The organism is Bradyrhizobium sp. WSM4874, from assembly GCF_055811835.1.
Genome location: NZ_JBVVPR010000018.1, coordinates 56447 through 82527, shown reverse-complemented (window position 1 = coordinate 82527; position 26081 = coordinate 56447). Strand labels below are relative to the sequence as shown.

Below are 26081 nucleotides of genomic sequence, written 5' to 3'. Positions count from 1 at the left end.
GTCAAGGGCGTCGCCGGCAAGGTGGCGATCTAACTGCGGAGGGCGTTGCTTAGCCCATCATCCCGCCGCGCTTGATCAGCTCCTTCCCCACCGCGGCCAGATGCACCTGATCCGGTCCGTCGCCGATCCGGATGAAGCGGGCGTAGACATACGCGCGGGCCAGGAACGTGTCCTGCGAGACGCCGGCGGCGCCGTGGATCTGGATGGCGCGGTCGATAACGCGGGCGGCCATGCTGGGCACCACGATCTTGGCGGCGGCAATCAGGTCGCGCGCCATCTTGTTGCCTTCGCGGTCCATCCTGTCGGCGGCTTGCAACGTCAGCAAGCGCGCCTGCGCGATCTCGCAGAATGAGTGTGCGATGTCCTCGCGCACCGAGCCTTGCTCTGCGAGCGGCTTGCCGAATGCCGTGCGGGAGACCGCGCGCTGGCACATCAATTCCAGCGCACGCTGGGCGCAGCCGATCAGCCGCATGCAATGATGGATACGGCCGGGACCGAGCCTGCCTTGCGCGATCTCGAAGCCGCGGCCCTCGCCGAGCAGGATGTTCTCCGCGGGCACGCGAACGTTCTCGTAGACGATCTCGGGATGGCCGACCGGCGCGTCGTCGTAGCCGTAGGTCAGCATGTCGCGGACGATGCGCACGCCGGGAGTCGCTCTCGGCACCAGGATCATGGATTGCTGGCGGTGGCGATCGGGATCGTCGGGCGCGGTCTTGCCCATCACGATCAGGATCTCGCAATCCTCGTTCATCGCGCCGGAGGTGAACCATTTGCGGCCGTTGATGACGTAGTCGCCGCCGTCGCGCCTGATTTCGCACTGGATGTTGGTGGCATCGCTGGAGGCCACCTGCGGCTCCGTCATCGAGAAGCCGGAGCGGATGCGCCCCTCCAGGAGCGGCTTCAGCCAGCGCTCCTGCTGTGCCGGCGTGCCGTAATTGGCCAGCACCTCCATGTTGCCGACATCGGGCGCCGAGCAATTGAACACCTCGGGCGCCCAGAGGATGCGGCCCATGATCTCCTTCACCGGCGCATATTCGAGATTGCTGAGGCCCGGACCGTGCTCGCCGGAGAGGAACAGATTCCAAAGCCCCTGCTCGCGCGCCAGCCGTTTCAGGTCCTGAAGGATCTGCGGCGTCTTGTAGCGTGTCGCCTCCGGCTTGACCTGCTCGTAATAGAGCGCCTCGACCGGCTCGACATGCGTCCGCATGAACCGGCGGACGCGCTCCTGCAGCTCGAGCGAACGCTCGGAGTGGTGAAAGTCCATGGTGTCCTCCTTTTCCTTCTCCCCTTGCGGGAGAAGGTGGCGCGAAGCGCCGGATGACGGGTCTCTCTCCGCGAACGCAATAAACAGCTTCGCGCGCGGAGAGAGACCCCTCACCCGGCTCGCCGCTTCGCGGCGATGCACCCTCTCCCACAAGGGGAGAGGGTGCACCGTTTGTGCGGTCGCGCCCGCAGTCCCTCACGTGCCGCGCAGCAGCTCGCTCGCGACGATCCAGTCGTTGCCGTCGAACTGGAGCATATAGCCGTCCTTGATTGGGCGGAAATCCTGCGGCGTGGTGTTGAGCGTGATGCCGGGCATCAGCAGCGACAGCGGCACGTTCTTCAAATTGGCCGCCTGCGCCATGATGTTCTCGCGCGTCAGATTATCCTTGCACTGCTTCAGCAAGACCACCAGTGCCTCGGCGACGGTGTAGCCGTAGAGACCCGCGACGTTGTTGACGTCGGCATTGGGCAGGCGCTTCTTCATGAAGTCGATATAGGCCGTCATCGCCGGATCGTTCTTCGGCGCCTCGACGAACGGCTTGAGCGAGCCGAGCGAGAGCACGCCCTTGCCGGCATCGAGGCCGGCGGGGACCATCACGGTGGCCTTGTTGGCGCAGCCCGAGGCGAGGAAGCGCGTCGCCTGCCAGCCGACTTCATGCGCTTTCCGGATCGCCTGGGCGCAGGCGCGCGGCGTCACCGAATAGATCATGAATACGTCGGCCTTGGTGTTGGCGAGCGTCAGCACCTGGGAATCGACGGTGGGGTCGGCCACCTCGAAGCTCGACGCCATCGCGATCGCCTTGTCGGCGTCGGCACCAAGCGCTTCCTTGACGCCGCGCAGATATTCCTTGCCGGCGTCGTCGTTCTGATAGAGCACCGCGAAGCGCGCGTTCGGGTTCTTGGCGCGGGCATAGGCGACGTCGATGGCGGCCTCGCTGGTGTAGTTCGGTGCCCACGGCAGCGCCATCGACCACGGCATGTTGGCGGGGTCGTTCCACTTCGAGGCCGAGCTGATCAGAAACAGCTGCGGCACCTTGTTGCTGTTGAGATATTTCGCAATCGCCGAGCTCGGCGCGGTGCCCATGGTCGCGAAGATGAAGGCGACGCCGTCGCCCTCGACCAAACGCCGCGCCGCTTCCATGGTCTTCGGCGGCGAGAAGGCGTCGTCGAGCGACAGGAGATTGAGCTTGCGGCCGTTGATCCCGCCCTTCTCGTTGACCTCGTCGAAATAGGCCGAGATCACCCTGCCAGTGATGCCGAGCGGCGATGCGGGGCCGCTATAGGGCATGGTGTTGCCGATCTTGATCTCGGTGTCGCTGACACCGGGACCGTAGGATTTTTGCGCGGAGACAGGCGTGGACAGGCAGGCAGCCAGCGCTGCAGCCAGGGCCAAAGCGGCTTTCATGGTTTCTCCCCGGTGATGATCGCCGCGCGAGTCGGAAAGCGCGACGTGCTGCTTTTTGCCAGCACGTCAGATCAGCGGAGTTCCGCGAGAGGGTCTTGCGTCGAGTTGCTGATCAGTGCCGCCGCTTCAGGCTGAAGCCCAGGCTGACCCAGCCCGCGCCCGCCATGATCAGGTCGATGCCGAGAAACAGGCCGAGGATGTAGACGCTGTTCACCGGCCAACGTGCCAGGATCAACAGCCCGAGCAGCAGCGTGACGACGGCCGACAGCGCCACCCAGACCCACGGGCTTTCGCGCTTCATGCTGAAGGCGAGAAACAGCCTGACCGCGCCGGAGGCGAGCAGTGAGGCGCCAAGGAACAGGGTCAGCAGCGCCGCAGCAAACAGCGGGTTCGCGAAGGTCAGGAAGCCCGCGACGATGTAGAGCACGCCGAGCAAGGCCCAGATCACGAACTTGCCCCAGCTCTTCATCTGGAACGCACCGATGATTTCGGCCGCGCCTGCGACGATCATCATGGCGCCAACCACGATCACGCTCGCCACAGTCGCCATCACCATGCTGCCGAGCGCGACGAATCCGGCAATGAGATAGACCACGCCGAGAGCGACGATCCATCCCCATTTGCCATGCAAGGCCGCGATGCCGGAGCCCAGGCTGGAAGGATGGGAGATATCCGAGGCATTTGTCATGATGGGCCACTCCTGCGTGGGAAGCCAGCGGGCACAGGCCAGAATAGCGCGCGCCGCACCGGAGACAGCCAGCACAGCAGCCCTCGCGGGCAGCAACATTGACGCAAATCAAGATCGGATGCGGCACCTCAGCCGCGCGTCCGCTCCATCTCCAGCTCGGCCTTGAGATTGTCGAGATCGCGATAAATTGAAGCAATCGCAAGGACTCGGCCGCCCTTGCGATACTTCAGCAGGCAGTCCTTGCCGGAAATGCTGCCGTCGATCGCGATGTCGTCGAAGCTCTCGGCGTGGCCGACATAGTTGATCGGCACGTCATAGTGCTGCGACCAGAAGAATGGCACGGCCTCGAAGCGCTCGCGCTTGCCGAGCATGTTGCGCGCCGCGGTCTGGCCTTGCCGCTCCGCCACGACCCAGTGCTCGACGCGGATGGTTTGCCGCGAATGCGGATCGGGCCAGCGCGCGATGTCACCGGCCGCAAAGATACCGGCTATGCTGGTCTCCAGATATTCGCTGACGCTGACGCCCCGGTCGGCCGCAAGCCCCGCCTGCTCGGCGAGCGCAAGGCGCGGCTTGACGCCGATGCCGACCACGACCAGTTCGGCCTCGATCACGCCGCCGCTCTTCAACGTGGCGCGCGTGCCGTCCAGTTTTTCCACCGCGTCCTCGAGATGGAAGTTGACGCCATTCTCCTCATGCAGCGCGCGCACGAAGTCGCCCATCTCGGGACCGAGCACCTTCTGCATCGGCCGTTCGTCCGGCGCGACCACGTGCACCTCGATCTTGCGTGCCCGCAAGGAGGCCGCAACTTCGAGGCCGATGAAGCTGGCGCCGATCACCAGCGCACGCTTGGCGCCGCCGGCCGCCTTGATGATGGCGCGGCTGTCGGCGACGGCGCGCAGGGTGTGGACATGAGGCTGGTCGGCACCCGGAATCTGCAATCTGACCGGCTCGGCGCCGGTCGCGAGCAGCAGCCGGTCGAACGGCAGCCTGTCGCCGTTGCCCAGCGTCACGCTACGCGTCTTCGCCTCGATCGCGGCGACATTCGTGTTGAGCCTGAGATCGATGCCGGCGTCCCGATAATAGTCCTCGCCCCGCAGCGGCAGCCAATCCTCCGGCGCGTTGCCGGCGAGGTAATCCTTGGAGAGATTGGGCCGGTCCACCGGCATCGCGCTGTCATTGCTCAGCATCGTGATGGCGCCGGCAAAGCCCTCGCGACGGAGCGTCTGCGCCGCCGCGAAACCCGCCGCGCCGCCGCCGATGATGACGAATTTTTCCGGCGTTGGCGCTGTCCGGTGAGGCGCCGGAGGCTTCGGCACCTCGCGCTTGCGCTGAACCACGATCTTGTCCTGATCGCGCGAGACCTCCCACACCGCCAACGCATTCAGCGCCGGCGGACGGCTCGCCTCGCCTGACCGCAAGGAGAAGCAGGCGTGATGCCAGGGGCAGCGGATGGTGTCGCCAACCACCAGCCCTTCGGCGAGCGGACCGTGATAGTGGCTGCAGGTCGGCTCGATCGCAAAGATCTCGCCGCCGGCCTGCACCAGCAGGACGTCTTCCTCGCCGACATGGCCGAGCAATTTGCCATCCTTGAACGCGGCGAGCGTCACGCCTCGGCTCAGGTCGGGGCCGCTTGGCTTCTTGTCCTCGGTCATGGCGTTGCCTCCTTGAGCCATCGCGATCAATCGTCCGAATTGGCCAGCCCCAGCAGCTCCTGGCGGGTCAACGCATTATCGCGGAACACGCCGAGCATGCGGCTGGTGACGAGATCGGTCCCGGGCTTGTGCGCGCCGCGCGTGGTCATGCAGTGATGTGTTGCCTTGATGATGACGCCGACGCCTTCGGGCTTCAGCACATCGTTGATCGTGTTGGCGATCTGCGCCGTCATCTTCTCCTGGATCTGAAGGCGCTTGGCGTAGATGTCGACGAGACGCGCGAGCTTGGAGATGCCGACGACGCGCCCTTGCGGAATATAAGCGACCCAGGCGCGGCCGACGATCGGTGCCATGTGGTGCTCGCAATGGCTTTCGAAGCGAACGCCGCGCAGGACGATCATCTCGTCATAGCCTTCGATCTCCTCAAACGTCTTTTGCAGGATTTCGGTCGGATCCTGCGCATAGCCGGAGAAATACTCCTCGAAGGCACGCGCGACCCGGTCCGGCGTTTCGCGCAGACCGTCGCGCTCGGGATCGTCGCCGGCCCAGCGGATCATGGTCCGGATCGCCTGCTCGACCTCCGTCCTCTCAGGCCGCTCGCTCGGCGCCTGCGCGACCGCGACACGTTCCAGCCTGCGCGTTTGTGTCTTCATCGAAAACCTCCCCTGCACCGAACCGCGTACAGAAAGCGGCCCCACAGCTTGGACGGCTGCGATTGGAAAAGGTTCCCGGGACCAGGAAAAATTGGAATCCGCGAGAGCGGCAAGACTGAGGGACGAGAAACCCGGCTCTATGAGGCCGCTTTCCGCACATCGAGCACGGCCCGCGCCCATTCGGCCGGCCGCTCCTGCGGCAAATTGTGGCCGGCCCCTGTAAAGACGCGCCGCTCGAAAAAGCCCTCGAATTTGCGTGCATGGTGCGCGGTGCCGGAATTGACACCGTCGCTGTCGCCGTCGATCGCGATGGTCGGCACCCGAACCGGCGGCTGGGCGGCGAGCTTCGCCTCGATCGCGGCATAGGCGGGATCGCCCGCGACCAGCGCGTAACGATGTCGATAGGAGTGGATCACGACATCGACGAAATCAGGATTGTCGAAGGACATCGCGCTGGTCTCGAACGTCGCATCGTCGAAGGCCCATGTCGGCGACCACATCGACCAGAGCTGGCGCGCAAAACCGCGCCGGTTGCGCTCCAGCGCGCGGCGGCCGCGCTCGTTGTGGAAGAGATATTGATACCAGAGCGCCGCCTCCTCCGTTGGCGAAGCCGGCTCCATCGAACGCGCGATGTTCTGGATGTTGTAGGAATTGCCCGAGACGAGGGCGATCACGCGCTCCGGATGCAGCACCGAGACCACGCAGGCCGCGCGCCCGCCCCAGTCGTAACCGCCGACCACTGCGCGAGAGATTCCAAGCGCATCCATGAAGGCCAGGAGATCGGCGCCCAGCGCCGCCTGCTCGCCGGAGCGCAATGTCGCAGCGGAGCGGAATCGCGTCGGCCCGTAGCCGCGCAGCCAGGGCACCAGCACCCGCGCGCCCGCTTGCGCAATGATCGGCGCGGTCTCGGCATAGGCGTTGACGTCGTAGGGAAAGCCGTGACCCATGATGCAGGGCCAGCCGTCCGGCGCGCCGTATTCGCGATAGGCGATGTCGAGGATATCGGTGGTAATTGTTTTTTGTTGCATTACAAGGCGAAGCTATTTTTGCGGCCCGGACAACGTGATGTCGCGCTCGGCGCGGAACACGTTGCTGTAGAGGTTGGCGATCCACTGCCGCCCGATCTCGGTCTTATTGAGGTAGCCGATCTCGGTCTGGATGTGCGGCGCGACGCTATTCCAATAGAACTGCGGATAGCGGTTCACGATGTCGGCCGGCGAATCGTAGCCGAGCTGGCGGTTCATGCCGACTTCTTCGAATTCGTAGTAGAGCGCGTTGGCCTTGCGCAGATAGTTGGGGTCGCCGAGCTGGCCGATGAAGTCGGCGGCGCGCAGGATCGAGGCGTCGTCGTCATAGTCCTGGCCTTCCCGGGCCGGAAACCGTGTCCCCTCGATGGCGCGGGCGATGCGTTCCGGATCAAGCCCTGGAATGTGCTGCAGCCGGCGCATGACGTACAGCTTGGATCGGTCGACATGATACATCATCAGGCTGGCATCTGATGAGCCGCGGGGCAGGGAGACCTTGGTGCCTGCCGCATCGACCAAAAAACCGTCCTCGTCATCTTCTTCGAACAGGCCGCGGACATAGCCGATGTCATGGGCAAGACACGCGATCAGGACGTGGACGTAATCCTCGGCCGAGAGATGAATATGAAGATACCGGCCGCTCAGGATGGAATGGCCCGCGAGCGTGACCAGCATCGTATGTTCGACATTATGATAGAGAGCGTCGCTGTTTCCGATGCATTCCATCGCGGTGCGGGTTGCGCTCTCGACGATGTTTGCCGGAGAATCGCCGTACCTGCGGCGCATGAACGAACCCAGCGTCTTCTCCAGGGATTCCGCCGCCAGTCTCGGTAACGTCATCATGGATGCAGCCCCGTCTGTCGGTGGTGTCCCACATCAACTCCCGACGTCTCATTCTCGTCCTCGACGCAGGCGCCAGCATAGCCCATCTTGGCCGACTGGCAAAACCCGGGGGCGTAAACACGCAAATATGTTTGCGGTTGTGCCCCGCGATATCGCAGTTGCGGTGCCGGTTCGATACACCCAGGCTAGGGCGTCGCGGGCACGGCAGGACCCGCAATCATTCCACCAGCAGCACGTCGACGGCGACGTCGAGCTTCTGCTTCGGCGAGCCGACGATGATGCCGTCGACCGGCGAAACGTCGGAAAAGTCGCGGCCGACCGCGAGCACGATATGGTCGCCAGCAACCATAAGATCGTTGGTCGGATCGAAATCGACCCAGCCAAGCTCCTCCCCGCACCACAGCGACACCCAGGCATGGGTCGCGTCAGCGCCCTGCAGGCGCGGCTGGCCCGCCGGCGGAATGGTGCGCAAATATCCGCTGACATAGGCCGCGGGCAGGCCCAGCCCGCGCAAGCCCGCGATCATCACATGGGCAAAATCCTGACAGACGCCATGGCGCTTGACGAAGACCTCGTTGAGCGGCGTCGAGATCACCGTCGCCTTGGGATCGTAGCGAAATTCGGTGCGGATGCGATGCATCAGATCGACCGCCCCGGCGAGGACGCCCGCGCCGGGCGCGAAGCTTTCCGCCGCATAGGCACTAACCGGTCCCAGCACCGGCACCAGCGGGCTCGCAAAGACATAGCCGACCGGCGAGGACGGCCCGAGGCTCGTCGCCTCGAAGGCGATGTCGCGAATGCTCTCCCAGCCCGGACTGGCAGCGGCGCGCGCCGGCGGCTGGCGCGACACCTTCACGCGAGAGCGGGAATCGATGCGCAGAGTGCGATGCGCGGCCTCGATCACCACGCTCTCGGTGAGGGTGCCGAAGAAATCGCGCCGGACGCTACGCTCCGCGGGGCGCGGACGGATCTCGACCTTGTGCGAGATCAGCTCCTGGCCATGGCCGCTCCTCGGCTCCAGCCGCAGCGTGCAGCGGGCGAAGCTGACCGGACTCTCGTATTCGTAAGTTGTGACGTGACGGATGTCGTAGATCACGCGAGCCCCGTCAGCTTTTCCGGCCGGCTGGCATTGGGGCCGTGCGGGAAGTAGTGCTGCCCGACCGCCTCGGCGAGGCTGAGCAGATCCTGCTCCAGTGCGAACAGCGTCTTGACCTCGAGCTTCTCGGCCTCCGCGGTCGCGAGCATCGCCTGCATCGCGACCGCAAGCCGCTGCGGCTTCTCGATCAGGCCGTGCTCCTTCAGGCTCGGCAGTGCGGCGATATGCTCATTCAGCGCCGTCACCTGGAACGCCACCGAACGCGGATTGTAGCTGTCGAGCACGGCGAGGTCGCGCACCGGCGCCAGGATCGGCGCCAGCAGATAACGCGAGCGGTAGGTGATCTGGCAATCCACCAGCGTCAGCAGGATATCGAGATCCTCGTCGCCGGCCTCGTCATAGGCAAACTGCCGCGCAAAACGCGTGGTGTTGATGGCGCGCTCGGTGCGACGGCCGATATCGAGAAAGCGCCAGCCGGCGGCGCGGTTCATGTTCTCATGCGCAAGGCCGGCAAAGCTCGCGAGCTCCTGCAAGGTCAGCTCGGCCGCGCTCAGCACGCTGTCGTCGTCCTCGACCTCGACGGCCAGCCGCTCGGCCATCTCGGTAATGACTTGCCAGGCGTCCGGCGACAGCCGCTCGCGCAAGGAGGTCGCCGTGCGCTGGGCCGCGCGGACCAGCGACAGTGCCGAGCCGAAACGCTCCGGGCTCTGCAGCGCTTCGGCGACGATACGGCCGGGCGCCGCGCGCGAGGTCTGCGAGATCGCGCCCCAGGTCACCAGCAGGCGCTGGATACGCTCCGCCGATTGCAGCGAGGCCGCGGTGCCCTTGTTGGGCCCGCTCGGCGAGCCCAGCGCCCGCACCAGCCGCAACGTCGCCTCGGCGCGTTCGAGATAGCGGCCGAGCCAGAACAGATTGTCGGCGGCGCGACTCGGCAGCACGCCCGCGATCCGGCGGATGCGCACCTTGTCGACCGCAGGCAGCAGCGTCGCGGTCGAGACTTGCTTGTCCGAGACCACCCAGACGTCGGCGGAACGCGCGCCGTCGCCCATCGACACCGCGCGCGCATCCGGCTGCTCGGCGATCCGGCAGAAGCCGCCTGGCATGATGGCCCAGCCGTCGGGCGTCGCGGCCGCGAACACGCGCAGCACGAAGGGACGCGGCGTGATCTGCCCCTGCTCCCACACCGGCATGGTCGAGAGCCGCACCACCTCCTGGCCGACATAGTCCATGCCGCGCGCGGCGATGGCGTCGCTCAGGCGCCGGCGGCCGGCGGCGTCGAGCTCGCTCGCGAGCACCGGACCGTTGCTGTCGAAACCGGGAACGCCGCGCCGATAGGCGCCTTCGATCGCGACCTCGTCGAGCCGCGACAACACCTCGTCGCGCGCTGAGCGCTGGCCGCACCACCAGGTCGCGATGTGGGGCATCTTCAGTTCCTCGCCAAGCAGGCGGCGGCTGAGTGCCGGCAGGAAGCCGAGCATCGCGCGCGCCTCCAGCACGCCCGATCCCGGCATGTTGGCGACGACGACGCCGTCCTTGCGCAGCACGTCGATCAGGCCGGCGACCCCGAGCCGCGAGGAGGCATCGAGCTCGAGCGGATCGAGCGAATTGGAATCGACGCGGCGCAGCAGCACGTCGAGGCGCTTGAGACCCGCAACCGTGCGAATGTGGATATGGTTGTCGCTGACGGCGAGATCGTCGCCCTCGACCAGCAGGAAGCCGAGATAGCGCGCCAGCGTCGCGTGCTCGAAATAGGTCTCGCTGAAGCTGCCCGGCGTGAGCACGCCGATCCGCGGCTCGTCGCGGTCGGCGCGCGCGCGAAGGCTGTCGCGAAACGCCTCGAAGAACGGCGCGACGCGCGGCACGTTCATCGACTTGTAGAGATCCGAGAACGCGCGCGAAAGCACCAGGCGGTTCTCCAGCGCATAGCCCGCGCCCGACGGCGCCTGCGTGCGGTCGCCGAGCACCCACCAGCGGCCGTCGGGCCCGCGGCCGACATCGGCGGCATAAAGCGAGAGATAGCGCCCGCCCGGCGGCGGCACGCCGCAGACGGGACGGAGATATTCGGGGCTGCCCGCGATCGCGGCCGCCGGCAACGCGCCTTCGGCGACGAGGCGGCCCTCGCCATAGATGTCGCGCAGCACGAGCTCGAGCAGCTCGGCGCGCTGGGTGATGCCGTCGGACAGCTGCTTCCAGTCGGCCTCGTCGATCAGCAGCGGCAGATGGCTGATCGACCAGGCGCGGTCGGCGCTCTCGCCGGGCGCGCGATAGGTGACGCCGGCCTCGCGGAGATGACGGTCGGCCATGCCGAACCGCCGCTCGACCTCGTCGGGCGCGAGCGCGCCGAAGGCGTCGAAGAAGCGGCTCCAGACCGCGCGGGGCTTGCCGTCCGGGCCGAGAAACTCGTCGGGGATGCCGGGCAGGCGCTTGTAGTCGCGGACCCATTGCGCAAAGCGGCGCTGGCCATCACGTTGACCTTGCGCCCTACCCGCCTTGTCGTCCTCTTCGGCTGCGCCCTCGGCCATGCGCCTCTCCCTGCCCCCGCATCATACTCATTGCAGGAGCGGGGTCCGCAAGTCGAGGGTCAGCGGAAACTCATTTGTGCGTTCCTCAGGCGGCGGCTGCATCGGGCCCGGCGTATGGCCGTGGTCCTGGAAGCGCGCCAGCCGCCGCGCCTCGGCCTCGTAGGTGTTGACCGGCTTGGTGTCGTAGCTGCGGCCGCCGGGATGGGCGACGTGATAGACGCAGCCGCCGAGCGAGCGGCCGTTCCAGGTATCGATGAGGTCGAATGTCAGGGGCGCGTGAACGGGAATGGTCGGATGCAGGCCTGAGGCCGGCTGCCAGGCCTTGAAGCGGACCCCGGCCACGGCTTCGCCGGAGCGGCCGGTGGCGGTCATCGGCAGGCGACGGCCGTTGCAGGTGACGATATGGCGGCCCTCGACGAACCCCTCCGCCTTGACCTGGAGCCGCTCGACGGATGAGTCGACATAGCGCACGGTGCCGCCGGCCGAGCCCTCCTCGCCGAGCACGTGCCAGGGCTCCAGCGCCTGCCGCAGCTCCAGCGTCACGCCGCCATGATGGATGCGGCCGAAGGCGGGGAAGCGGAATTCGAGCTGGGCGAGATACCATTCAGGCTCGAACGGATAGCCGGACTGCTTCAACTCGGTCAGCACTTCGAGGAAATCTTCCCAGATGAAGTGCGGCAGCATGAAGCGATCATGCAGCGCGGTGCCCCAGCGCACGAACTTGCCTTGTTGCGGCTCGCGCCAGAATTTTGCGATCAGTGCGCGGATCAGCAGCTGCTGCGCCAGCGACATGCGCGGATCCGGCGGCATTTCGAGCGCGCGGAATTCGACCAGGCCGAGACGGCCGGTCGTGCCGTCCGGTGAATAGAGCTTGTCGATGCAGATCTCGGCGCGATGGGTGTTGCCGGTGATGTCGACGAGGAGATGCCGGAACAAGCGATCCACCAGCCACAGCGGCGCCTGAACGCCCGGCGGCGGCACGTGCGTGAGCGCGACCTCGAGCTCGTAAATGCTGTCGTGGCGGGCTTCGTCGATGCGCGGTGCCTGACTGGTCGGGCCGATGAACAGGCCGGAGAAGAAATAGGACAGCGCCGGATGACGCTGCCAGTGCAGCACCAGGCTCTTCAACAGATCAGGCCGGCGCAGGAACGGCGAGTCCTGCGGGCTCGAGCCGCCGACCACGACGTGATTGCCGCCGCCGGTGCCGGTGTGGCGGCCGTCGACCAGGAAGCGGTTGGCGCCGAGGCGTGTCTTGCCGGCATCCTCATAGAGCCCGACGGTGATGTCGACCGCCTCGCGCCAGTTCTTTGCCGGCTGGACGTTGACCTCGATCACGCCGGGATCGGGCGTCACCTTGATGACGTCGACGCGCGGATCGAATGGCGGCGGATAGCCCTCGACGTGGACCTGGAGCTGCATCTCCTCGGCCGTCGCTTCGAGCGCCGCGATCATCTCGAGATAATCCTCGATCTGCTCGACCGGCGGCATGAAGGCACAAAGCACGCCGTCGCGGACCTCGACCGACATCGCGGTGCGGACCGGGACCGAGGTGTTGAGCTGTTCGGGCTCGAGCCGCTCCGGCGAGTCCGGACGCGCCGGAAGGCTGAACACCGGCAGCTTGCCGCGGGCCTCCATCGGATCCCGCTCGACGATGTAGGGATATTGATCGGGCGCGACATAGCCGAGCGAGTCCAGCGGCAGGCGCAGGCCGAGCGGCGAATCGCCCGGCATCAGGAACAGATGACTGCGCCGGAGCTGCCAGCGCTCGCTACGCCAGCGCGGCGCCGCATTCCAGCGCTGCACCGGCAGCACGAAGCCGCGAGGGTTGTTGAGCCCCTGCTCGAACACCCGCGCCATCCGCGCGCGGGCCTCCGGATCGGACAATTTGGAATCGGACGGATCGACGTTGACGGGAAGCTCGGATTCCTTCTGCAGCCAGTACGCGGTGTCCTCATAGGCCGGCATGATGTAGCCGGGATCGAGACCAAGCCGCAGCGCCGCGCCTTCCACGAACGCCTGGACATCCTTGGCCTGCGCCGGCCGCGGATTTTCGATGCTGGCGATGAGGTCGGCATTCTTCCAGATCGGTACGCCGTCCTTGCGCCAGTACAGGCCAAACGCCCAGCGCGGCAGGCTTTCGCCCGGATACCATTTGCCCTGACCGAAGTGCAGCAGGCCCCCGGGTCCGAAACGCGCGCGCAGGCGGCGGATCAGATCGTCGGCGAGCCCGCGCTTAGTAGGACCGACGGCGTCCGTGTTCCACTCGGCGCCTTCGAGATCATCGACGGAGACGAAGGTCGGCTCGCCGCCCATGGTCAGACGCACGTCCTGCGCCGCAAGATCGCCGTCGACCTGCTCGCCGAGATCGTTGAGCCGTATCCAGGATTCGTCGGAGAACGGTTTTGTGATGCGCGGCGCCTCGCGAATGCGCTTGACGCTCATGTCGAAGGCGAATTCGACCTCGGCGAAGCCGGCGCCGCCGGAGATCGGCGCGGCCGAGCGATAGTGCGGCGTCGCTGCGACCGGGATGTGGCCCTCGCCCGCGAGCATGCCCGAGGTCGCGTCGAATCCGATCCAGCCCGCGCCCGGCAGGTAGACCTCCGCCCAGGCGTGGAGATCGGTGAAATCGTTCTCAACCTCCGGCGGTCCCTCGATCGGATCGATGTCGGGACGGACCTGGATCAGATAGCCGGAGACGAAACGGGCGGCGAGACCGAGGTGACGGAAGGTCTGGATCAGGAGCCAGGCGGAGTCGCGGCACGAGCCAGCCGCGGAGGAGAGCGTCTCCTCCGGCGTCTGCACGCCCGCCTCCATGCGGATGACGTAGCCGATCCTTTTCTGCAACTCCCTGTTGAGATCGACCAGGAAATTGACGGTGTTCGGGGCTTCGGGCGGGATCGTGTCGAGATATTTCGCGAACAGCCGATCGGGCTTGACGGTCTCGAGATAAGGCGCGAGCTCCGTCTTGAGATCTTGCGTATATTCGAACGGAAAGCTGTCGGCATAGGGCTCGACGAAGAAGTCGAACGGATTGACCGTAGTCATCTGCGCCGTGAAATCGACCTCGATCTTGAGCTCGGTCGTCTTCTCCGGAAAGACGTAACGCGCGATCCAATTGCCCAGCGGATCCTGCTGCCAGTTCACGAAATGATTGGCCGGAGTGACCTTGAGCGAATAACTCAGGATCGGCGTGCGGGTATGCGGCGCCGGTCGCAGACGAATGGTCTGCGGGCCGAGATCGATCGGGCGGTCGTATTTGTAGTGCGTGACGTGGTGTAATGCGACGTAGATCGACACGGGGTGCGGTACTCCAGCAGCTTTTTTGAGCAGAACACCGCTGGTGACCTCGATCAAGCACTAACAACGGGCAAAGGGTGCCTACGACAGGTGCGGGCGGTCGCTTTCTTCCTTCTCCCCTTGCGGGAGAAGGTGGCGCGAAGCGCCGGATGAGGGGTACGCCTCCGCGAATTCCGGCGTGAGAGGTGCGCGCGGAGAGAGACCCCTCACCCGTCTCGCCGCTGAGCGGCGAGCCACCCTCTCCCACAAGGGGAGAGGGGAAGAATGCGCGTCCTCTCCGCGATGTCCTACGCCGCTGACGTCAGCCGTTGCAGGAACTGCGTCACCTCGCGCCGGAGCGTCTCGACCTCGCCATGGACGCGTTCGGAGGCGCTGTTGACGCGGCTCGCCACGCGGCCGGTGTCGGCGGCGGCTTCGCTGATGCCGGTGACGTTGGAGGACATTTGCGAGGTGCCGGCCGAGGCTTCCTGGACGTTGCGGGCGATCTCACGGGTGGCGAGACCCTGCTGCTCGATCGAAGTCGCGATCGAGGCGGTGATGCCGTTGATCTCGGTGATGGTCTGCGCGATCGCCTCGACGGCGGCGACCGAATTGGTGGTCGATTGCTGCATCTCGCCGACCTTGGCGCTGATCTCCTCGGTCGCTTTCGCGGTCTGGTTGGCGAGGCTCTTGACCTCGGATGCGACCACGGCGAAGCCGCGGCCGGCCTCGCCTGCCCGCGCGGCTTCGATGGTGGCGTTGAGCGCCAACAGATTGGTCTGCTCGGCGATCTCGCTGATCAGCTTAACCACGTCGCCGATCCGCATCGCCGCATCCGCAAGCGTGCGAATCTCGCTGCCGGCACGATTGGCTTCGTTCACCGCCCGCCCCGTGCTCGTGGTCGAGCCGGCCACCTGGCGGCTGATCTCGGCGATCGATGATGCGAGCTGCTCCGCGGCGCTCGCGACGGTGGCGACGTTGCGCGAGGCCTGGTCGGACGCACTGAGCACGCCGGAGGTCTGCCGGCTGGTCTTCTCGGCCGCCGCCGCCATCTGGCCGGCGTCGGATTCGAGATCGGTCGCCGCGCCCATCAGAGTGCCGGCGACTTGGTCGAGATGCGTGCCGAACTGCTTTGCGAGATCCGCGATCTCGACCACGCGGCGGCCGAGGCTGTCGGTGCCGGAATTGATGACGGTGGCTGAACGGCGGAACGAGCCGGGCAATCCGCGCGCGAGGATCTTGCGGAAATATTTACCGCGGCTCGCATAGTCCATCGACGCCGAAGCTTCCCGCAAATAGGCATCGGTGATGTCGAGCATGTCGTTGACCGACTTCTGAATGGCGCCGATCCGTCCGGCCTGGCGGATGCTGAGGATGCGCGCCTCGAGGTCGCCACGCGCGGCCTTGCGGCACACGTCTGCCACCTCGTCGACGGCCAGCGCCGTGCGGTGCTGGCACCAGACGGCATAGACGAGCAGCACGACCGTCGCGCCCAGCAACGCCGCGCCGGAAATTCCGGTGGCGCCGGCGAGCGAGAGCACGAACGCAACGACGGCAAGGACGGATGCGAGCGCGGTCGCTCCCTGCGCCTTAGAGAGAGAGCACAAATTCATCGTAACCGACACCCTGTTGCTTGAGCAGCCCGACCATCGCCTCGAAGCTCGCATGCATGCCGTCCTTGGCATTGGCATGCCGCGCCTCTTCCGCGCAGAGCGCCTTGTAGATCGGCTTGATACGCTCGATCTGCGCAGGATCGGGTTTGCGACGGTTGGAGTGATAGCCGACGATATTGCCACGCTCGTCGAATGTCGGCGTGACGTGGGCGAACACCCAGTAATGGCTGCCGTCCTTCGCGAGGTTGACGACGTAGGCGAAGATCTCCTGCCTGGACTGAAGCGTGTCCCACAAAAGCTTGAAGACGGAGCGTGGCATCTCGGGGTGGCGGATCAGGCTGTGGGGGGCGCCCATCAGCTCCTTCCAGGAGTACTTCGCCATCCGGATGAAGACATCGTTGGCGTAGGTGATGCGGCCTTTGAGATCGGTCTTCGACACGATCAGCTCCTCCTCTCCGAGGAGATATTCCACGCCGGTCGGCCGTATCGCACGCGTCATCGTTGACGAATCCTCACGAAGGGCGAACGCCCCACATGAGTGGAGCTCGCATCGCTCCAGGGATTACGGCAGAAGATGTTAATCAGGTGTGACCGCGGGAACGCCCGTGATCACTTGACGGCTCCGTATCATTACTTAGGAGCGTCGCTTGCAGTGTGGGGCTACCGCCGACGCGCAACGAGGGGACTACATCGTCGCGCCCAACACCCATGGCGCGAACTCGGCGCCGCCGAAATCAAAACTCTCGCTCTTGGTCGGCTGCCCGGACGCGGTCTTGAGGATGAGATCGAAAATGCGCTGGCCGCACTGCTGGACGCTCTCCTCGCCTTCGAGGATGGTGCCGCAATTGACGTCCATGTCCTCTTCCATGCGCTTGTACATCGGCGTGTTGGTGGCGAGCTTGATCGAGGGCGCCGGCTTGCAGCCGAACACACTGCCACGGCCCGTGGTGAAGCAGACCAGATTGGCGCCGCCGGCGACCTGACCGGTCGCGGCAACCGGATCGTAGCCGGGCGTGTCCATGAACACGAAACCCTTCTTGGTAATGGGTTCGGCGTAGCGCAGCACTTCGACGAGGTTGGTGGTGCCGGCCTTCGCCATCGCGCCGAGCGACTTCTCCAAAATGGTGGTGAGACCGCCGGCCTTGTTGCCCGGGCTCGGATTGGCGTTCATCTCGGCGCCTTCGCGCGTCGTGTATTCGTCCCACCAGCGCATGAGATCGACCAGCTTCTCGCCGACCTCGCGGCTGACGGCGCGGCGCGTGAGCAGATGTTCGGCGCCATAGGTCTCCGGCGTCTCCGACAGGATCACGGTGCCGCCGTGACGCACGATGAGATCGCTGGCCGCACCCAGCGCCGGATTGGCGGAGACACCGGAATAGCCGTCCGAGCCGCCGCATTGCAGCGCCACGGTCAATTCGCTCACCGGGACGGACTCGCGCTTCACCTTGTTCGACTCCGCAAGTGCTTCGCGCACGAAGGCGATACCCGCCTCCACCGTTTTGCGGGTGCCGCCGACCTCCTGGATGTCCATCGCGCGCAGACGTCCCGCGAGCTTCTGCTCCTCCATCAGGCCGCCGATCTGGTTCACTTCACAGCCGAGGCCGAGCACGATGACATGAGAGAAGTTCACGTGCCGCGCATAGCCGCCGAGCGTGCGGCGGAGCAGCGCTAAGGGCTCGTTCTGCGTCATGCCGCAGCCGGTCTTGTGGGTCAGCGCGACCACGCCGTCGACATTAGGGAAATCGGCCAGCGGATTGTCGCCGGTGAACGGATTCTTCTTGAACACATCGGCGACGAGGCTTGCGACATGCGCGCTGCAATTCACCGAGGTGAGAATGCCGATATAGTTGCGCGTGGCGACGCGGCCGTCCGGGCGGCGGATGCCTTCGAAGCTCGCCGGCAGATCGAAATTCGGCGTCGGCTTGACGTCGGCGCAATAGGCATAGTCCTTGGCGAAATCGCCCATGCCGCAGTTCTGCACGTGCACGTGCTGGCCCGGCGCGATCGGCGTGGTCGCAAAGCCGATGATCTGGCCGTAGCGGATCACCGGCTCCCCGACTGCGATCGGCTTGATCGCGACCTTGTGGCCGGAGGGAATGCGCTCGACCGTGGTCACGCCGTCGGCGACTACCGTTCCCGGCGGCAGGCTCGCGCGCGCGATCAGCACGCCATCATCGGGATGCAGGCGAATGACGGGGCTGATAGTCATGGGAGGTCTCCTGTATCGAAACTATCGTGCCCCGAACGCAGCGCAGCGTGAAACGGCGCGCTGCTGAGCCGGGGCCCGGTTGTTTACGTAATTTGCTTCACTGGCTTCTGGGTCCCGGCTCTGCGGAGCGGCGCTACGCGCCGCACCGCGTCCGGGACACAGAGAGAGATCAGGCCTTGCCGCCGGAATCCTTCCGGGTGGCGTTGACCTGCATCTTGGCGTAGGTCGTCATCAGGCCGACCTCGTTCGAGAGCGTCACCAGCTTGAAGCCCATGTTGATGGCGCGCGCGGCACCCTCGGCGCCGCTGCAATGGATGCCCGGGTTGAGGCCGCGCTTGCCGCACTCCTTGATGATCTTCTCGTAGATCGCGAGGATCTCGGGCTCGGTGCGATCGAGCTTCGGCTCGAGGCCGTAGGAGAAGCCGAGGTCGGACGGGCCGATATAGACGCCGTCGATGCCTTCGACGTCGAAGATCGCTTCCATGTTCTCGACCGCGGTCCTGGTCTCCATCATCGGCAGCAGCACGATGTCGTCGTTGGCCGTCTTCTGGTAGGAGCCGGCGGTGCCGTACATGCCGGCGCGGATCGGGCCGTTGGAGCGCACGCCCTTCGGCGGGTACTTGGAATAGGAGACGAGGTTCCTGGCTTCCTGCGGCGTGTTGACCATCGGGCAGATCACGCCATAGGCGCCGCCATCGAGCACCTTGCCGATGATGCCGGGCTCGTTCCAGGGCACGCGGACCATCGGCGTGATCGGGTGCTTGTCCATCGCCTGGAAGCACTGCACCATCGACAGATAATCCTGCACGCCATGCTGCATGTCGATGGTGACGCTGTCGAAGCCGCATTGCGCGATCATCTCGGCCGAGAAGCCGGAGGGAATCGCGAGCCACGCGTTGACCACGGCCTTGCCCGACTTCCAGATTTCCTTGACCTTGTTCGCCACGTTGCCTTCCTTCTTTGTTGTTCGGACCGTGTTATTTGGACCGTGTGATTTGGACCATCGTCACCATGACGAGCGTCGCGACAGCACAACCGCTGTTACCGCGAACTGGCGCGTCGCGCTACGCTCGCAATGACGCAAGACCTATGCGGTCGCCCTCTGGATGCTGACTTCGCTGACGCCGACCTCGCGGGCGGTATTCACTATTGCCGCCCAGGTGTCATCCGGCAAGGGGATGCCGTTTCGGGTCCGCTCAGCCCGGGTTTTCCGCTCGGGGTCGCCGGGAATCAGCACCTGGTCGACCCCGGCCACCGGCTTGGTGGCACGGATGAAGTCGGCATAGCGCGACACCTCTGCGTCGAAGACATGGGAGGTATCGACCACTTTCGGATCGACGTAGAAGGCCAGCATGCCGTTGGCGAAGCGCCGACCCCCGGACGTGGCCCCGGTTCCGGTCAAGGCGCCGCCGAGCAGCTCGCACATGAAGGCAAGGCCCGAGCCCTTGTGCTCGCCGAACGCACGGATTGCGCCCGTTCCCTTGGTGTGATCGCGCGGCCCGTCCGGCGTGTAGGGCCCGTAGAGCACGGCCGGCTCCTCGCTCAGGCTGCCGTCGGCATCGACCAGCGCGCCCTTCGGCAGCTTCTTGCCGCCGCGGCTCGCGACCAGCACCTTGCCTTCGGCCACGACTGAGGTCGCAAAATCAAGCACGATCGGATCCTGGCCCTCGCGCGGAATGCCGACGCAATAGGGGGCAGTGGAGAGCCGTTTCTCGACGCCACCGAACGGCGCCACCAGCAGCGAGCCTGCGGCATTGACGAAATGAACCGAGATCAGTCCTTCGGCGGCGGCCATCTCGGCCCAATCGCCGACGCGGCCGATATGGCCGGCATTGCGCAGCGCGACGGCGGCAAGTCCCGCCTTCCTGCACTTCTCGATGCCGATCCGGACCGCCTGCGGCGTCACGGTCTGGCCGTAGCCGAACCTGCCGTCGACCACCGCGAGCGAGGGCGTGTCGAGCACGATTTCGGCGTTCTGGTTGGGCACGACCGCGCCGGACTTCTGCCAACGGATATAGAGGGGGACGCGGATCACGCCGTGGCTGTCATGGCCGGTCAGATTCGCCGCGGTTAGATAAGTGGCGATGCGCCGGGCTTCGTCAGGCGACGACTGCGCATGCGCGAAGACCTCGGTGACGAAGTCGATCAGCTTCTGAACCTGGATGGTGACCATGAGGGTCTGTTTGCCTCTACCTGGCGCCGATTTTGCAGTCATCGGCTTGAGCGGCACTTGAGCGAAAAAATGCGGCGATGTCCATGATTGTTGCCGCGCGCTCGCGCATATCTGCTTTCACTCCTCGGCACTTGCCTCCTCGCCGGCACCGAGCCCTGCGAGACTTTGTTCGAGCTCGCCGAGCATCCCCTGCAACTCGACGAGCTTGCGCGCGCCAAAGCGGCGCGTGATCTCCGCATAGATCGCTTCGGAGGACGGCGCCACGGACGCCATCAGCTTCACGCCTTTTTCCGAGATCGAGACCATGCTGCGGCGCTGGTCCGCCTTGGCGGTCTTGCGCTCGATCAGGTTGCGCGCCTCCAGATCGCGCAGGATGCGCGACAGGCTCGGGCCGAGCAGGAACGCGGTGCGCGCGAGTTCCGTGACCTCGACCGTGTCGATCGCCGCGAGCGCGCGCAGAATGCGCCATTGCTGCTCGGTCAACCCATGCTCACGCAACGAGGGACGGAATTGCCGCATCACGGCTTCGCGTGCCCGCAGCAACGACATCGGCAACGAACGCGAGAAGTCGCGCATCGGCACCTGTCGCGCGGCGGTGGCGCCGTCGTCCGCTGGATCAGCCGGTCTCTTCACGATGATGCCCCTTCAACCGCAAAACGTTTGCAGTGCAGCAAGCCAAAATAGCGTTGACGCATTCACTTAACATGTTAAGTATCTTCGAGCTCCACATTTTGTAAGATCACAAATGGCGCTTTCCAACGACGATATCCGAGCTTGCGCGAGCCGTCTGCATCAGGCGGAGAAGACCCGTACGCAGATCCGGCAGCTGTCGCAGGACTTTCCCGCCATCAGCATCGCTGATGCCTACGCGATTCAGAAGGCCTGGGTCGACGTCAAGATTGCCGAGGGGCGCATCGTCAGGGGACACAAGATCGGCCTGACCTCGAAGGCGATGCAGAGCGCGCTTGGAATCAATGAGCCGGATTCCGGCGTATTGCTCGACGACATGTTCTTCGCCGATGGCGGCCTCGTCCCGACGGAGCGCTTCATCGCGACGCGCGTGGAAGCCGAGCTCGCCTTCGTCATGAGCAAGCGCCTCGCGGGCCCTGACTGCACCCTGTTCGACGTGCTCAACGCCACCGATTTCGTCGTGCCGGCGCTGGAGATTCTGGACACGCGCATCGAGCGCGTCGATCCCCGGACCAAGGCGACGCGAAAGATCTTCGACACCATCGCCGATAACGCGGCCAATGCCGGCATCGTGCTCGGCGGTCGGCCGATCCGCCCGCTGGATGCTGATTTGCGCTGGATCGGTGCGCTCTGTTTCAAGAACGGCCAGCTCGAGGAAACCGGCCTTGCCGCGGGCGTGCTCAATCATCCCGCGACTGCCGTCGCCTGGCTCGCCAACAAGATCGCACCGCTCGGCCTTGCGCTTGAGCCCGGACAAATCGTGCTCGCCGGCTCTTTCATCCGTCCGATCGAGACCCGCAAGGGCGACACAATTCAGGCCGATTATGGCGCCTACGGCTCGGTGAGCTGCTACTTCGCTTAGACGAACAAAAAAACAGGGAGTGAAACCGCGATGCCGCATTTCACGATCGAATATTCGGCCAATCTCGACGACCGCCTCGACATCGGCGCGGCGTGCGAGGTGGTGCGCAAGGCCGCGGTCGAGACCGGCATCTTCCCGCTCGGCGGCATCCGCGTCCGCGCCGTCAAATGCGAGCATTATGCGATCGCGGACGCGCGGCAGGACTACGGCTTTCTCGACATGGTGCTGCGCATTGGCGAAGGCCGTGACCTCAAAACCCGCGAAGAGGCCGGCGAGCATGTCTTCCAGGCGCTCTCCCGGCATCTCGATCCCGTGTTCGCAAGCTCGAAATTCGCCCTCTCGTTCGACATGCAGATCAACGACAAGGACACGAGCTGGAAGCGCAACAACATCCACGACGCCCTGAAAGCGGAGGCCGCCCATGGATAAGCCCACGCCGAAAGCCGATGTGTTCCAGGCCAATCGCGACCGCATCGCACCGCTGCTGAAGACGCTGCGCGCCGACGGCATCGGCCACATGATCGACGGCAAGATCGTGCCGTCGATCTCAGGCGAGACGTTTGAGACGAAATCGCCAGTCGACGGCGCGACACTCGCGAGCGTCGCCCGCGGCAACGCCGAGGATATCGATCGCGCCGCCACCGCTGCCGCACTTGCCTTCAAGTCTTGGCGCGACATGGCGCCGGCGATGCGGAAGAAGCTGCTGCATCGCGTCGCTGACGCCATCGAGGACAATGCCGAGGACATCGCGGTGCTCGAATGCATCGACACCGGCCAGGCCTATCGCTTCATGGCCAAGGCCGCGATCCGCGCCGCCGAGAATTTCCGCTTCTTTGCCGACCGATGCGGCGAGGCGCGCGACGGCCAGAACACGCCGAGCGACGAGCATTGGAACATCTCGACCCGCGTGCCGATCGGCCCGGTCGGCGTGATCACGCCGTGGAATACGCCGTTCATGCTCTCGACCTGGAAGATCGCCCCTGCCCTCGCAGCCGGCTGCACCGTCGTGCACAAGCCGGCGGAATGGTCGCCGATCACGGCGGCTATCCTGGCAAAGCTCGTCAAGGAAGCCGGCGTTCCCGACGGTGTGCTCAACACCGTCCACGGCTTCGGCGAAGAGGCCGGCAAGGCGCTGACAGAGCATCCCGCCATCAAGGCGATCGGCTTTGTCGGCGAAAGCTCGACGGGCTCGGCGATCATGGTTCAGGGCGCGCCGACCTTGAAGCGCGTGCATTTCGAACTCGGCGGCAAGAACCCGGTGATCGTGTTCGACGACGCCGATCTCGACCGCGCGCTCGATGCCGTCGTGTTCATGATCTACTCTCTCAACGGCGAGCGCTGCACGTCGTCGAGCCGCCTGCTGATCCAGGCCGGCGTCGCCGAAAAGTTCATCGAGAAGCTGACCGCGCGGGTGAAAGCGCTGAAGGTCGGCCATCCCCTCAATCCCGCAACCGAGATCGGGCCGCTGATCCACGAGCGGCACCTCGCAAAAGTCTGCTCATATTTCGACGTCGCACGCCAGGACGGCGCGACGATCGCGGTCGGCGGCAAGGCCTATGACGGCCCGGGCGGCGGACATTATGTCGAGCCGACCCTGGTGACCGGCGCGCATGGCAAGATGCGCGTGGCGCAGGAAGAGGTGTTCGGCCCCTTCCTCACCGTGCTGCCCTTCAAGGACGAAGCAGACGCGATCGAGATCGCCAATGACATCCGCTATGGCCTGACCGGCTATGTCTGGACCAACGATGTCGGCCGCGCGCTGCGTGTCGCTGATGCGCTGGAAGCCGGCATGATCTGGCTGAACTCGGAAAACGTCCGCCATCTGCCGACGCCGTTCGGCGGCATGAAGGCCTCGGGCATCGGACGCGACGGCGGCGATTACTCGTTCGATTTCTACATGGAAACCAAGCACGTCTCGCTCGCGCGAGGCACGCACAAGATTCAGAAGCTGGGAATTTAGAGCCACCGTCGTTCCGGGGCGCGAAGCGAACCCGGAACCTCGAGATTCCGGGTTCGGTCCTAAGGGAACGCCCCGGAATGACCGGGTCTAGAGAGGGGAAACGCAATGCCCGTACCGCAACATATCTTCGAGCCGCCGTTCAACATCATCCGCTCCAGCCACGCCGTGCTGGACGTCACCGACCTGAAGCTCAGCCGCGAGTTCTATGAAAGCGTTGTCGGCCTGCATGTCGAGGACGCCGACGACAAGGTCGTCTACTTGCGCGCCGCCGAGGAGCATCAGCACCACTCGCTGGTGTTGCGCAAGGCGGCGGCGCCTGCCTGCAACCGCCTCGGCTTCAAGGTCGGCAATGACGGGGATCTGGAGAAGGCCGCGAAGTTCCTGTCCGAGAACGGTCTTGGCTACGCCTTCGTCGATCAGCCCTTCCAGGGCCGCACGTTGCAGTTCATCGACCCCTTCGGCTTCCAGATCGAGCTGTATGCGTCGATGGACCGGCGGCCGCATCTGCTGCGCCGCTACGATCTCTACAGGGGCTGCCATCCGCAGCGGCTCGACCATTTCAACGTGTTCGCCGCCGAGGTGCAGGACACCGTCGAATTCTATGCCCGGCTCGGCTTTCGTCTCACCGAATACGCCGAGGAGGACGGACCGAACGGGCGCATCGCCGCGGCCTGGATGCATCGCAAGGGCAATGTCCACGATTTTGCCATCACCAACGGCAAGGGCCCGCGGCTGCACCACTTCGCCTACTGGACGCCGACGGCGATGAACATCATCCATCTCTGCGACGTCATGGCCTCGCAAGGCTTCGTGAAGAACATCGAGCGTGGACCCGGCCGCCACGGCATCTCGAATGCGTTCTTCCTCTACGTCCGCGACCCCGACGGTCACAGGCTCGAGCTCTACACCAGCGACTATTTCACCGGCGACCACGACCACGAGCCGCTGCGCTGGTCGCTGCGCGATCCGCGCCGCCAGACATTATGGGGCGCGCCGGCCCCGCGCTCCTGGTTCGAGCAGGGCTCGCCGTTCTCCGGGCAAGCCGTGCGTGAGCCGAAGTTCGTGGCCGACGTGCTGGTGGCGGATTAATGTCAGTGACTGTCGAGCTTCCCAAGCCGTCGTCCCGGCGAAAGCCGGGACCCATAGCCACAGGGAGACGTTTGGCGAAGACACGTTGTTCGGTACTTCTACCTTCTCCAATCGAGAGATCACGCGGTATGGGTCCCGGCCTTCGCCGGGACGACGAGGAATGAAGAGCAGCAAATGAACCTCCCTCGCCTCGCCACCTATTCCGTCAAGGGTGAAACGAAGTACGGCGCCGTCGTCGATGGCGGCGTTGTCGAGCTCTCCGCGCGCCACGCCAAAGATTATCCGACGCTGCGCGAGGTGATCGCGGCAGGAAAGCTCGCGAGCCTCGCCGAAGAAGCCGCCGGCCGCACGCCCGATCACGCGCTCGGCGATATCATCTGGCTGCCGCCGGTACCCGCGCCGGAAAAGATCATCTGCATCGGCGTCAACTACCCTGATCGTAACGCCGAGTACAAGGACGGCCAGGACGCACCGAAATATCCGAGCATGTTCATGCGCTCGCCGCGTTCCTTCGTCGGCCATGACACGCCGCTGGTGCGCCCGCACGCATCCGCACAGCTCGACTATGAGGGCGAGATCGTGCTGGTGATCGGCAAGGCCGGCCGGCACATTGCGGAAAGCGCCGCGCTCGATCACATCGCCGCGCTGACGCTCTGCAACGAAGGCTCGGTGCGCGACTGGCTGCGCCATGCCAAGTTCAACGTCACGCAGGGCAAGAACTTCGATTCCAGCGGCAGCCTCGGCCCGTGGCTGGTGCCCTACACGCAGGAATCGCAGATCGCCGACATCCGCCTCACCACACATGTCAACGGCGAGCTGCGGCAGGACGACCGCACCAGCCGATTGATGTTTCCGTTCCGCTATCTCATCAGCTATATCTCCACCTTCGCAACACTCGTTCCCGGCGACGTCATCGTCACGGGCACGCCGACCGGCGCCGGCGCGCGGTTCGATCCGCCGCGTTATCTGAAGCCCGGCGATGTCGTCGAAGTTGCGGCCGAAGGCATCGGAGCCTTGCGCAACGGCGTCGTCGACGAAGCCTGAACACTGATTGAAATGGAA

At 65.2% G+C, this 26081-nt stretch carries 21 protein-coding genes; 5 read left to right on the top strand and 16 right to left on the bottom strand.

Going from position 1 to position 26081, the window contains the following annotated elements:
• Nucleotides 1-49: 49 nt before the first annotated feature.
• From AC0L3P_RS19810 to hpaR, 16 genes are all read right to left on the bottom strand, one after another.
• Nucleotides 50-1264, bottom strand: a complete 1215-nt coding sequence (locus AC0L3P_RS19810) for an acyl-CoA dehydrogenase family protein (protein ID WP_354206951.1) — start codon at nucleotides 1262-1264, stop codon at nucleotides 50-52.
• 195 nt (nucleotides 1265-1459) lie between these two features.
• Nucleotides 1460-2668: an ABC transporter substrate-binding protein gene (locus AC0L3P_RS19805; protein ID WP_354056347.1), complete on the bottom strand. Its 1209-nt coding sequence runs from the start codon at nucleotides 2666-2668 to the stop codon at nucleotides 1460-1462.
• A 112-nt stretch (nucleotides 2669-2780) separates the two neighbouring features.
• Complete coding sequence (locus tag AC0L3P_RS19800; RefSeq protein WP_354056349.1) at nucleotides 2781-3356, bottom strand: HdeD family acid-resistance protein; 576 nt, start codon at nucleotides 3354-3356, stop codon at nucleotides 2781-2783.
• A gap of 128 nt (nucleotides 3357-3484) precedes the next feature.
• Entirely contained in the window at nucleotides 3485-5008 is a 1524-nt protein-coding gene (locus AC0L3P_RS19795; protein WP_473304213.1) for an FAD-dependent oxidoreductase, read from the bottom strand.
• Nucleotides 5009-5034: 26 nt separating this feature from the next.
• On the bottom strand, nucleotides 5035-5661 hold the full coding sequence (gene folE, locus AC0L3P_RS19790; RefSeq protein WP_473304210.1) for a GTP cyclohydrolase I FolE: 627 nt from the start codon (nucleotides 5659-5661) through the stop codon (nucleotides 5035-5037).
• Nucleotides 5662-5798: 137 nt separating this feature from the next.
• Complete coding sequence (locus AC0L3P_RS19785; RefSeq protein ID WP_473304208.1) at nucleotides 5799-6689, bottom strand: alpha/beta fold hydrolase; 891 nt, start codon at nucleotides 6687-6689, stop codon at nucleotides 5799-5801.
• A 12-nt stretch (nucleotides 6690-6701) separates the two neighbouring features.
• Nucleotides 6702-7529 (bottom strand): metal-dependent phosphohydrolase, encoded by an 828-nt coding sequence (locus AC0L3P_RS19780; protein WP_275170586.1) that lies wholly within the window; start codon nucleotides 7527-7529, stop codon nucleotides 6702-6704.
• A 217-nt stretch (nucleotides 7530-7746) separates the two neighbouring features.
• The gene (locus AC0L3P_RS19775) at nucleotides 7747-8625 is read right to left on the bottom strand and encodes a transglutaminase family protein (RefSeq protein ID WP_473304205.1); all 879 of its coding nucleotides are present in this window, start codon (nucleotides 8623-8625) and stop codon (nucleotides 7747-7749) included.
• Nucleotides 8622-11147, bottom strand: a complete 2526-nt coding sequence (locus AC0L3P_RS19770) for a circularly permuted type 2 ATP-grasp protein (RefSeq protein ID WP_473304203.1) — start codon at nucleotides 11145-11147, stop codon at nucleotides 8622-8624. Before AC0L3P_RS19770 ends, AC0L3P_RS19775 begins: the two co-directional genes overlap by 4 nt.
• Before the next feature lie 27 nt (nucleotides 11148-11174).
• Nucleotides 11175-14444, bottom strand: a complete 3270-nt coding sequence (locus AC0L3P_RS19765; RefSeq protein ID WP_473304199.1) for a transglutaminase family protein — start codon at nucleotides 14442-14444, stop codon at nucleotides 11175-11177.
• Nucleotides 14445-14731: 287 nt separating this feature from the next.
• Nucleotides 14732-16036, bottom strand: a complete 1305-nt coding sequence (locus AC0L3P_RS19760; protein ID WP_473304195.1) for a methyl-accepting chemotaxis protein — start codon at nucleotides 16034-16036, stop codon at nucleotides 14732-14734.
• Nucleotides 16014-16535: a PAS domain-containing protein gene (locus AC0L3P_RS19755; protein WP_473304193.1), complete on the bottom strand. Its 522-nt coding sequence runs from the start codon at nucleotides 16533-16535 to the stop codon at nucleotides 16014-16016. Before AC0L3P_RS19755 ends, AC0L3P_RS19760 begins: the two co-directional genes overlap by 23 nt.
• Before the next feature lie 186 nt (nucleotides 16536-16721).
• Nucleotides 16722-18245 (bottom strand): UxaA family hydrolase, encoded by a 1524-nt coding sequence (locus tag AC0L3P_RS19750; protein WP_275170580.1) that lies wholly within the window; start codon nucleotides 18243-18245, stop codon nucleotides 16722-16724.
• 169 nt (nucleotides 18246-18414) lie between these two features.
• Nucleotides 18415-19191 (bottom strand): HpcH/HpaI aldolase family protein, encoded by a 777-nt coding sequence (locus AC0L3P_RS19745; RefSeq protein WP_473304188.1) that lies wholly within the window; start codon nucleotides 19189-19191, stop codon nucleotides 18415-18417.
• Between the two features lie 141 nt (nucleotides 19192-19332).
• Complete coding sequence (locus AC0L3P_RS19740; protein ID WP_473304186.1) at nucleotides 19333-20418, bottom strand: malate/lactate/ureidoglycolate dehydrogenase; 1086 nt, start codon at nucleotides 20416-20418, stop codon at nucleotides 19333-19335.
• Between the two features lie 117 nt (nucleotides 20419-20535).
• On the bottom strand, nucleotides 20536-21054 hold the full coding sequence (gene hpaR / locus AC0L3P_RS19735; protein WP_354057515.1) for a homoprotocatechuate degradation operon regulator HpaR: 519 nt from the start codon (nucleotides 21052-21054) through the stop codon (nucleotides 20536-20538).
• Between the two features lie 109 nt (nucleotides 21055-21163).
• Here hpaR and hpaH point away from each other — a divergent pair, with 109 nt between their 5' ends.
• From hpaH to AC0L3P_RS19710, 5 genes are all read left to right on the top strand, one after another.
• Nucleotides 21164-21970 carry a 2-oxo-hept-4-ene-1,7-dioate hydratase gene (gene hpaH / locus AC0L3P_RS19730; RefSeq protein WP_275170578.1) on the top strand — a complete coding sequence of 269 codons (807 nt, stop codon included), beginning with the start codon at nucleotides 21164-21166 and terminating at the stop codon, nucleotides 21968-21970.
• A gap of 30 nt (nucleotides 21971-22000) precedes the next feature.
• Nucleotides 22001-22399: a 5-carboxymethyl-2-hydroxymuconate Delta-isomerase gene (locus tag AC0L3P_RS19725; RefSeq protein ID WP_275170577.1), complete on the top strand. Its 399-nt coding sequence runs from the start codon at nucleotides 22001-22003 to the stop codon at nucleotides 22397-22399.
• Nucleotides 22392-23930, top strand: a complete 1539-nt coding sequence (gene hpaE / locus AC0L3P_RS19720; RefSeq protein ID WP_275170576.1) for a 5-carboxymethyl-2-hydroxymuconate semialdehyde dehydrogenase — start codon at nucleotides 22392-22394, stop codon at nucleotides 23928-23930. The genes AC0L3P_RS19725 and hpaE overlap by 8 nt, the downstream gene beginning before the upstream one ends.
• Nucleotides 23931-24035: 105 nt before the next feature.
• A complete protein-coding gene (gene hpaD, locus AC0L3P_RS19715; protein ID WP_473304174.1) occupies nucleotides 24036-25019 on the top strand; it encodes a 3,4-dihydroxyphenylacetate 2,3-dioxygenase in 984 nt (327 codons plus the stop codon).
• Between the two features lie 174 nt (nucleotides 25020-25193).
• Nucleotides 25194-26063 carry a fumarylacetoacetate hydrolase family protein gene (locus AC0L3P_RS19710; RefSeq protein WP_473304170.1) on the top strand — a complete coding sequence of 290 codons (870 nt, stop codon included), beginning with the start codon at nucleotides 25194-25196 and terminating at the stop codon, nucleotides 26061-26063.
• Nucleotides 26064-26081 lie beyond the last annotated feature (18 nt).

Bases quoted from the DNA above. Each gene is read 5' to 3' on its own strand.
- AC0L3P_RS19810 (WP_354206951.1), bottom strand. From the start codon at position 1,264: ATGGACTTTCACCACTCCGAGCGTTCGCTCGAGCTGCAGGAGCGCGTC.
- AC0L3P_RS19805 (WP_354056347.1), bottom strand. From the start codon at position 2,668: ATGAAAGCCGCTTTGGCCCTGGCTGCAGCGCTGGCTGCCTGCCTGTCC.
- AC0L3P_RS19800 (WP_354056349.1), bottom strand. From the start codon at position 3,356: ATGACAAATGCCTCGGATATCTCCCATCCTTCCAGCCTGGGCTCCGGC.
- AC0L3P_RS19795 (WP_473304213.1), bottom strand. From the start codon at position 5,008: ATGACCGAGGACAAGAAGCCAAGCGGCCCCGACCTGAGCCGAGGCGTG.
- folE (WP_473304210.1), bottom strand. From the start codon at position 5,661: ATGAAGACACAAACGCGCAGGCTGGAACGTGTCGCGGTCGCGCAGGCG.
- AC0L3P_RS19785 (WP_473304208.1), bottom strand. From the start codon at position 6,689: ATGCAACAAAAAACAATTACCACCGATATCCTCGACATCGCCTATCGC.
- AC0L3P_RS19780 (WP_275170586.1), bottom strand. From the start codon at position 7,529: ATGATGACGTTACCGAGACTGGCGGCGGAATCCCTGGAGAAGACGCTG.
- AC0L3P_RS19770 (WP_473304203.1), bottom strand. From the start codon at position 11,147: ATGGCCGAGGGCGCAGCCGAAGAGGACGACAAGGCGGGTAGGGCGCAA.
- AC0L3P_RS19760 (WP_473304195.1), bottom strand. From the start codon at position 16,036: ATGAATTTGTGCTCTCTCTCTAAGGCGCAGGGAGCGACCGCGCTCGCA.
- AC0L3P_RS19755 (WP_473304193.1), bottom strand. From the start codon at position 16,535: ATGACGCGTGCGATACGGCCGACCGGCGTGGAATATCTCCTCGGAGAG.
- AC0L3P_RS19750 (WP_275170580.1), bottom strand. From the start codon at position 18,245: ATGACTATCAGCCCCGTCATTCGCCTGCATCCCGATGATGGCGTGCTG.
- AC0L3P_RS19740 (WP_473304186.1), bottom strand. From the start codon at position 20,418: ATGGTCACCATCCAGGTTCAGAAGCTGATCGACTTCGTCACCGAGGTC.
- hpaH (WP_275170578.1), top strand. From the start codon at position 21,164: ATGGCGCTTTCCAACGACGATATCCGAGCTTGCGCGAGCCGTCTGCAT.
- AC0L3P_RS19725 (WP_275170577.1), top strand. From the start codon at position 22,001: ATGCCGCATTTCACGATCGAATATTCGGCCAATCTCGACGACCGCCTC.
- hpaE (WP_275170576.1), top strand. From the start codon at position 22,392: ATGGATAAGCCCACGCCGAAAGCCGATGTGTTCCAGGCCAATCGCGAC.
- hpaD (WP_473304174.1), top strand. From the start codon at position 24,036: ATGCCCGTACCGCAACATATCTTCGAGCCGCCGTTCAACATCATCCGC.
- AC0L3P_RS19710 (WP_473304170.1), top strand. From the start codon at position 25,194: ATGAACCTCCCTCGCCTCGCCACCTATTCCGTCAAGGGTGAAACGAAG.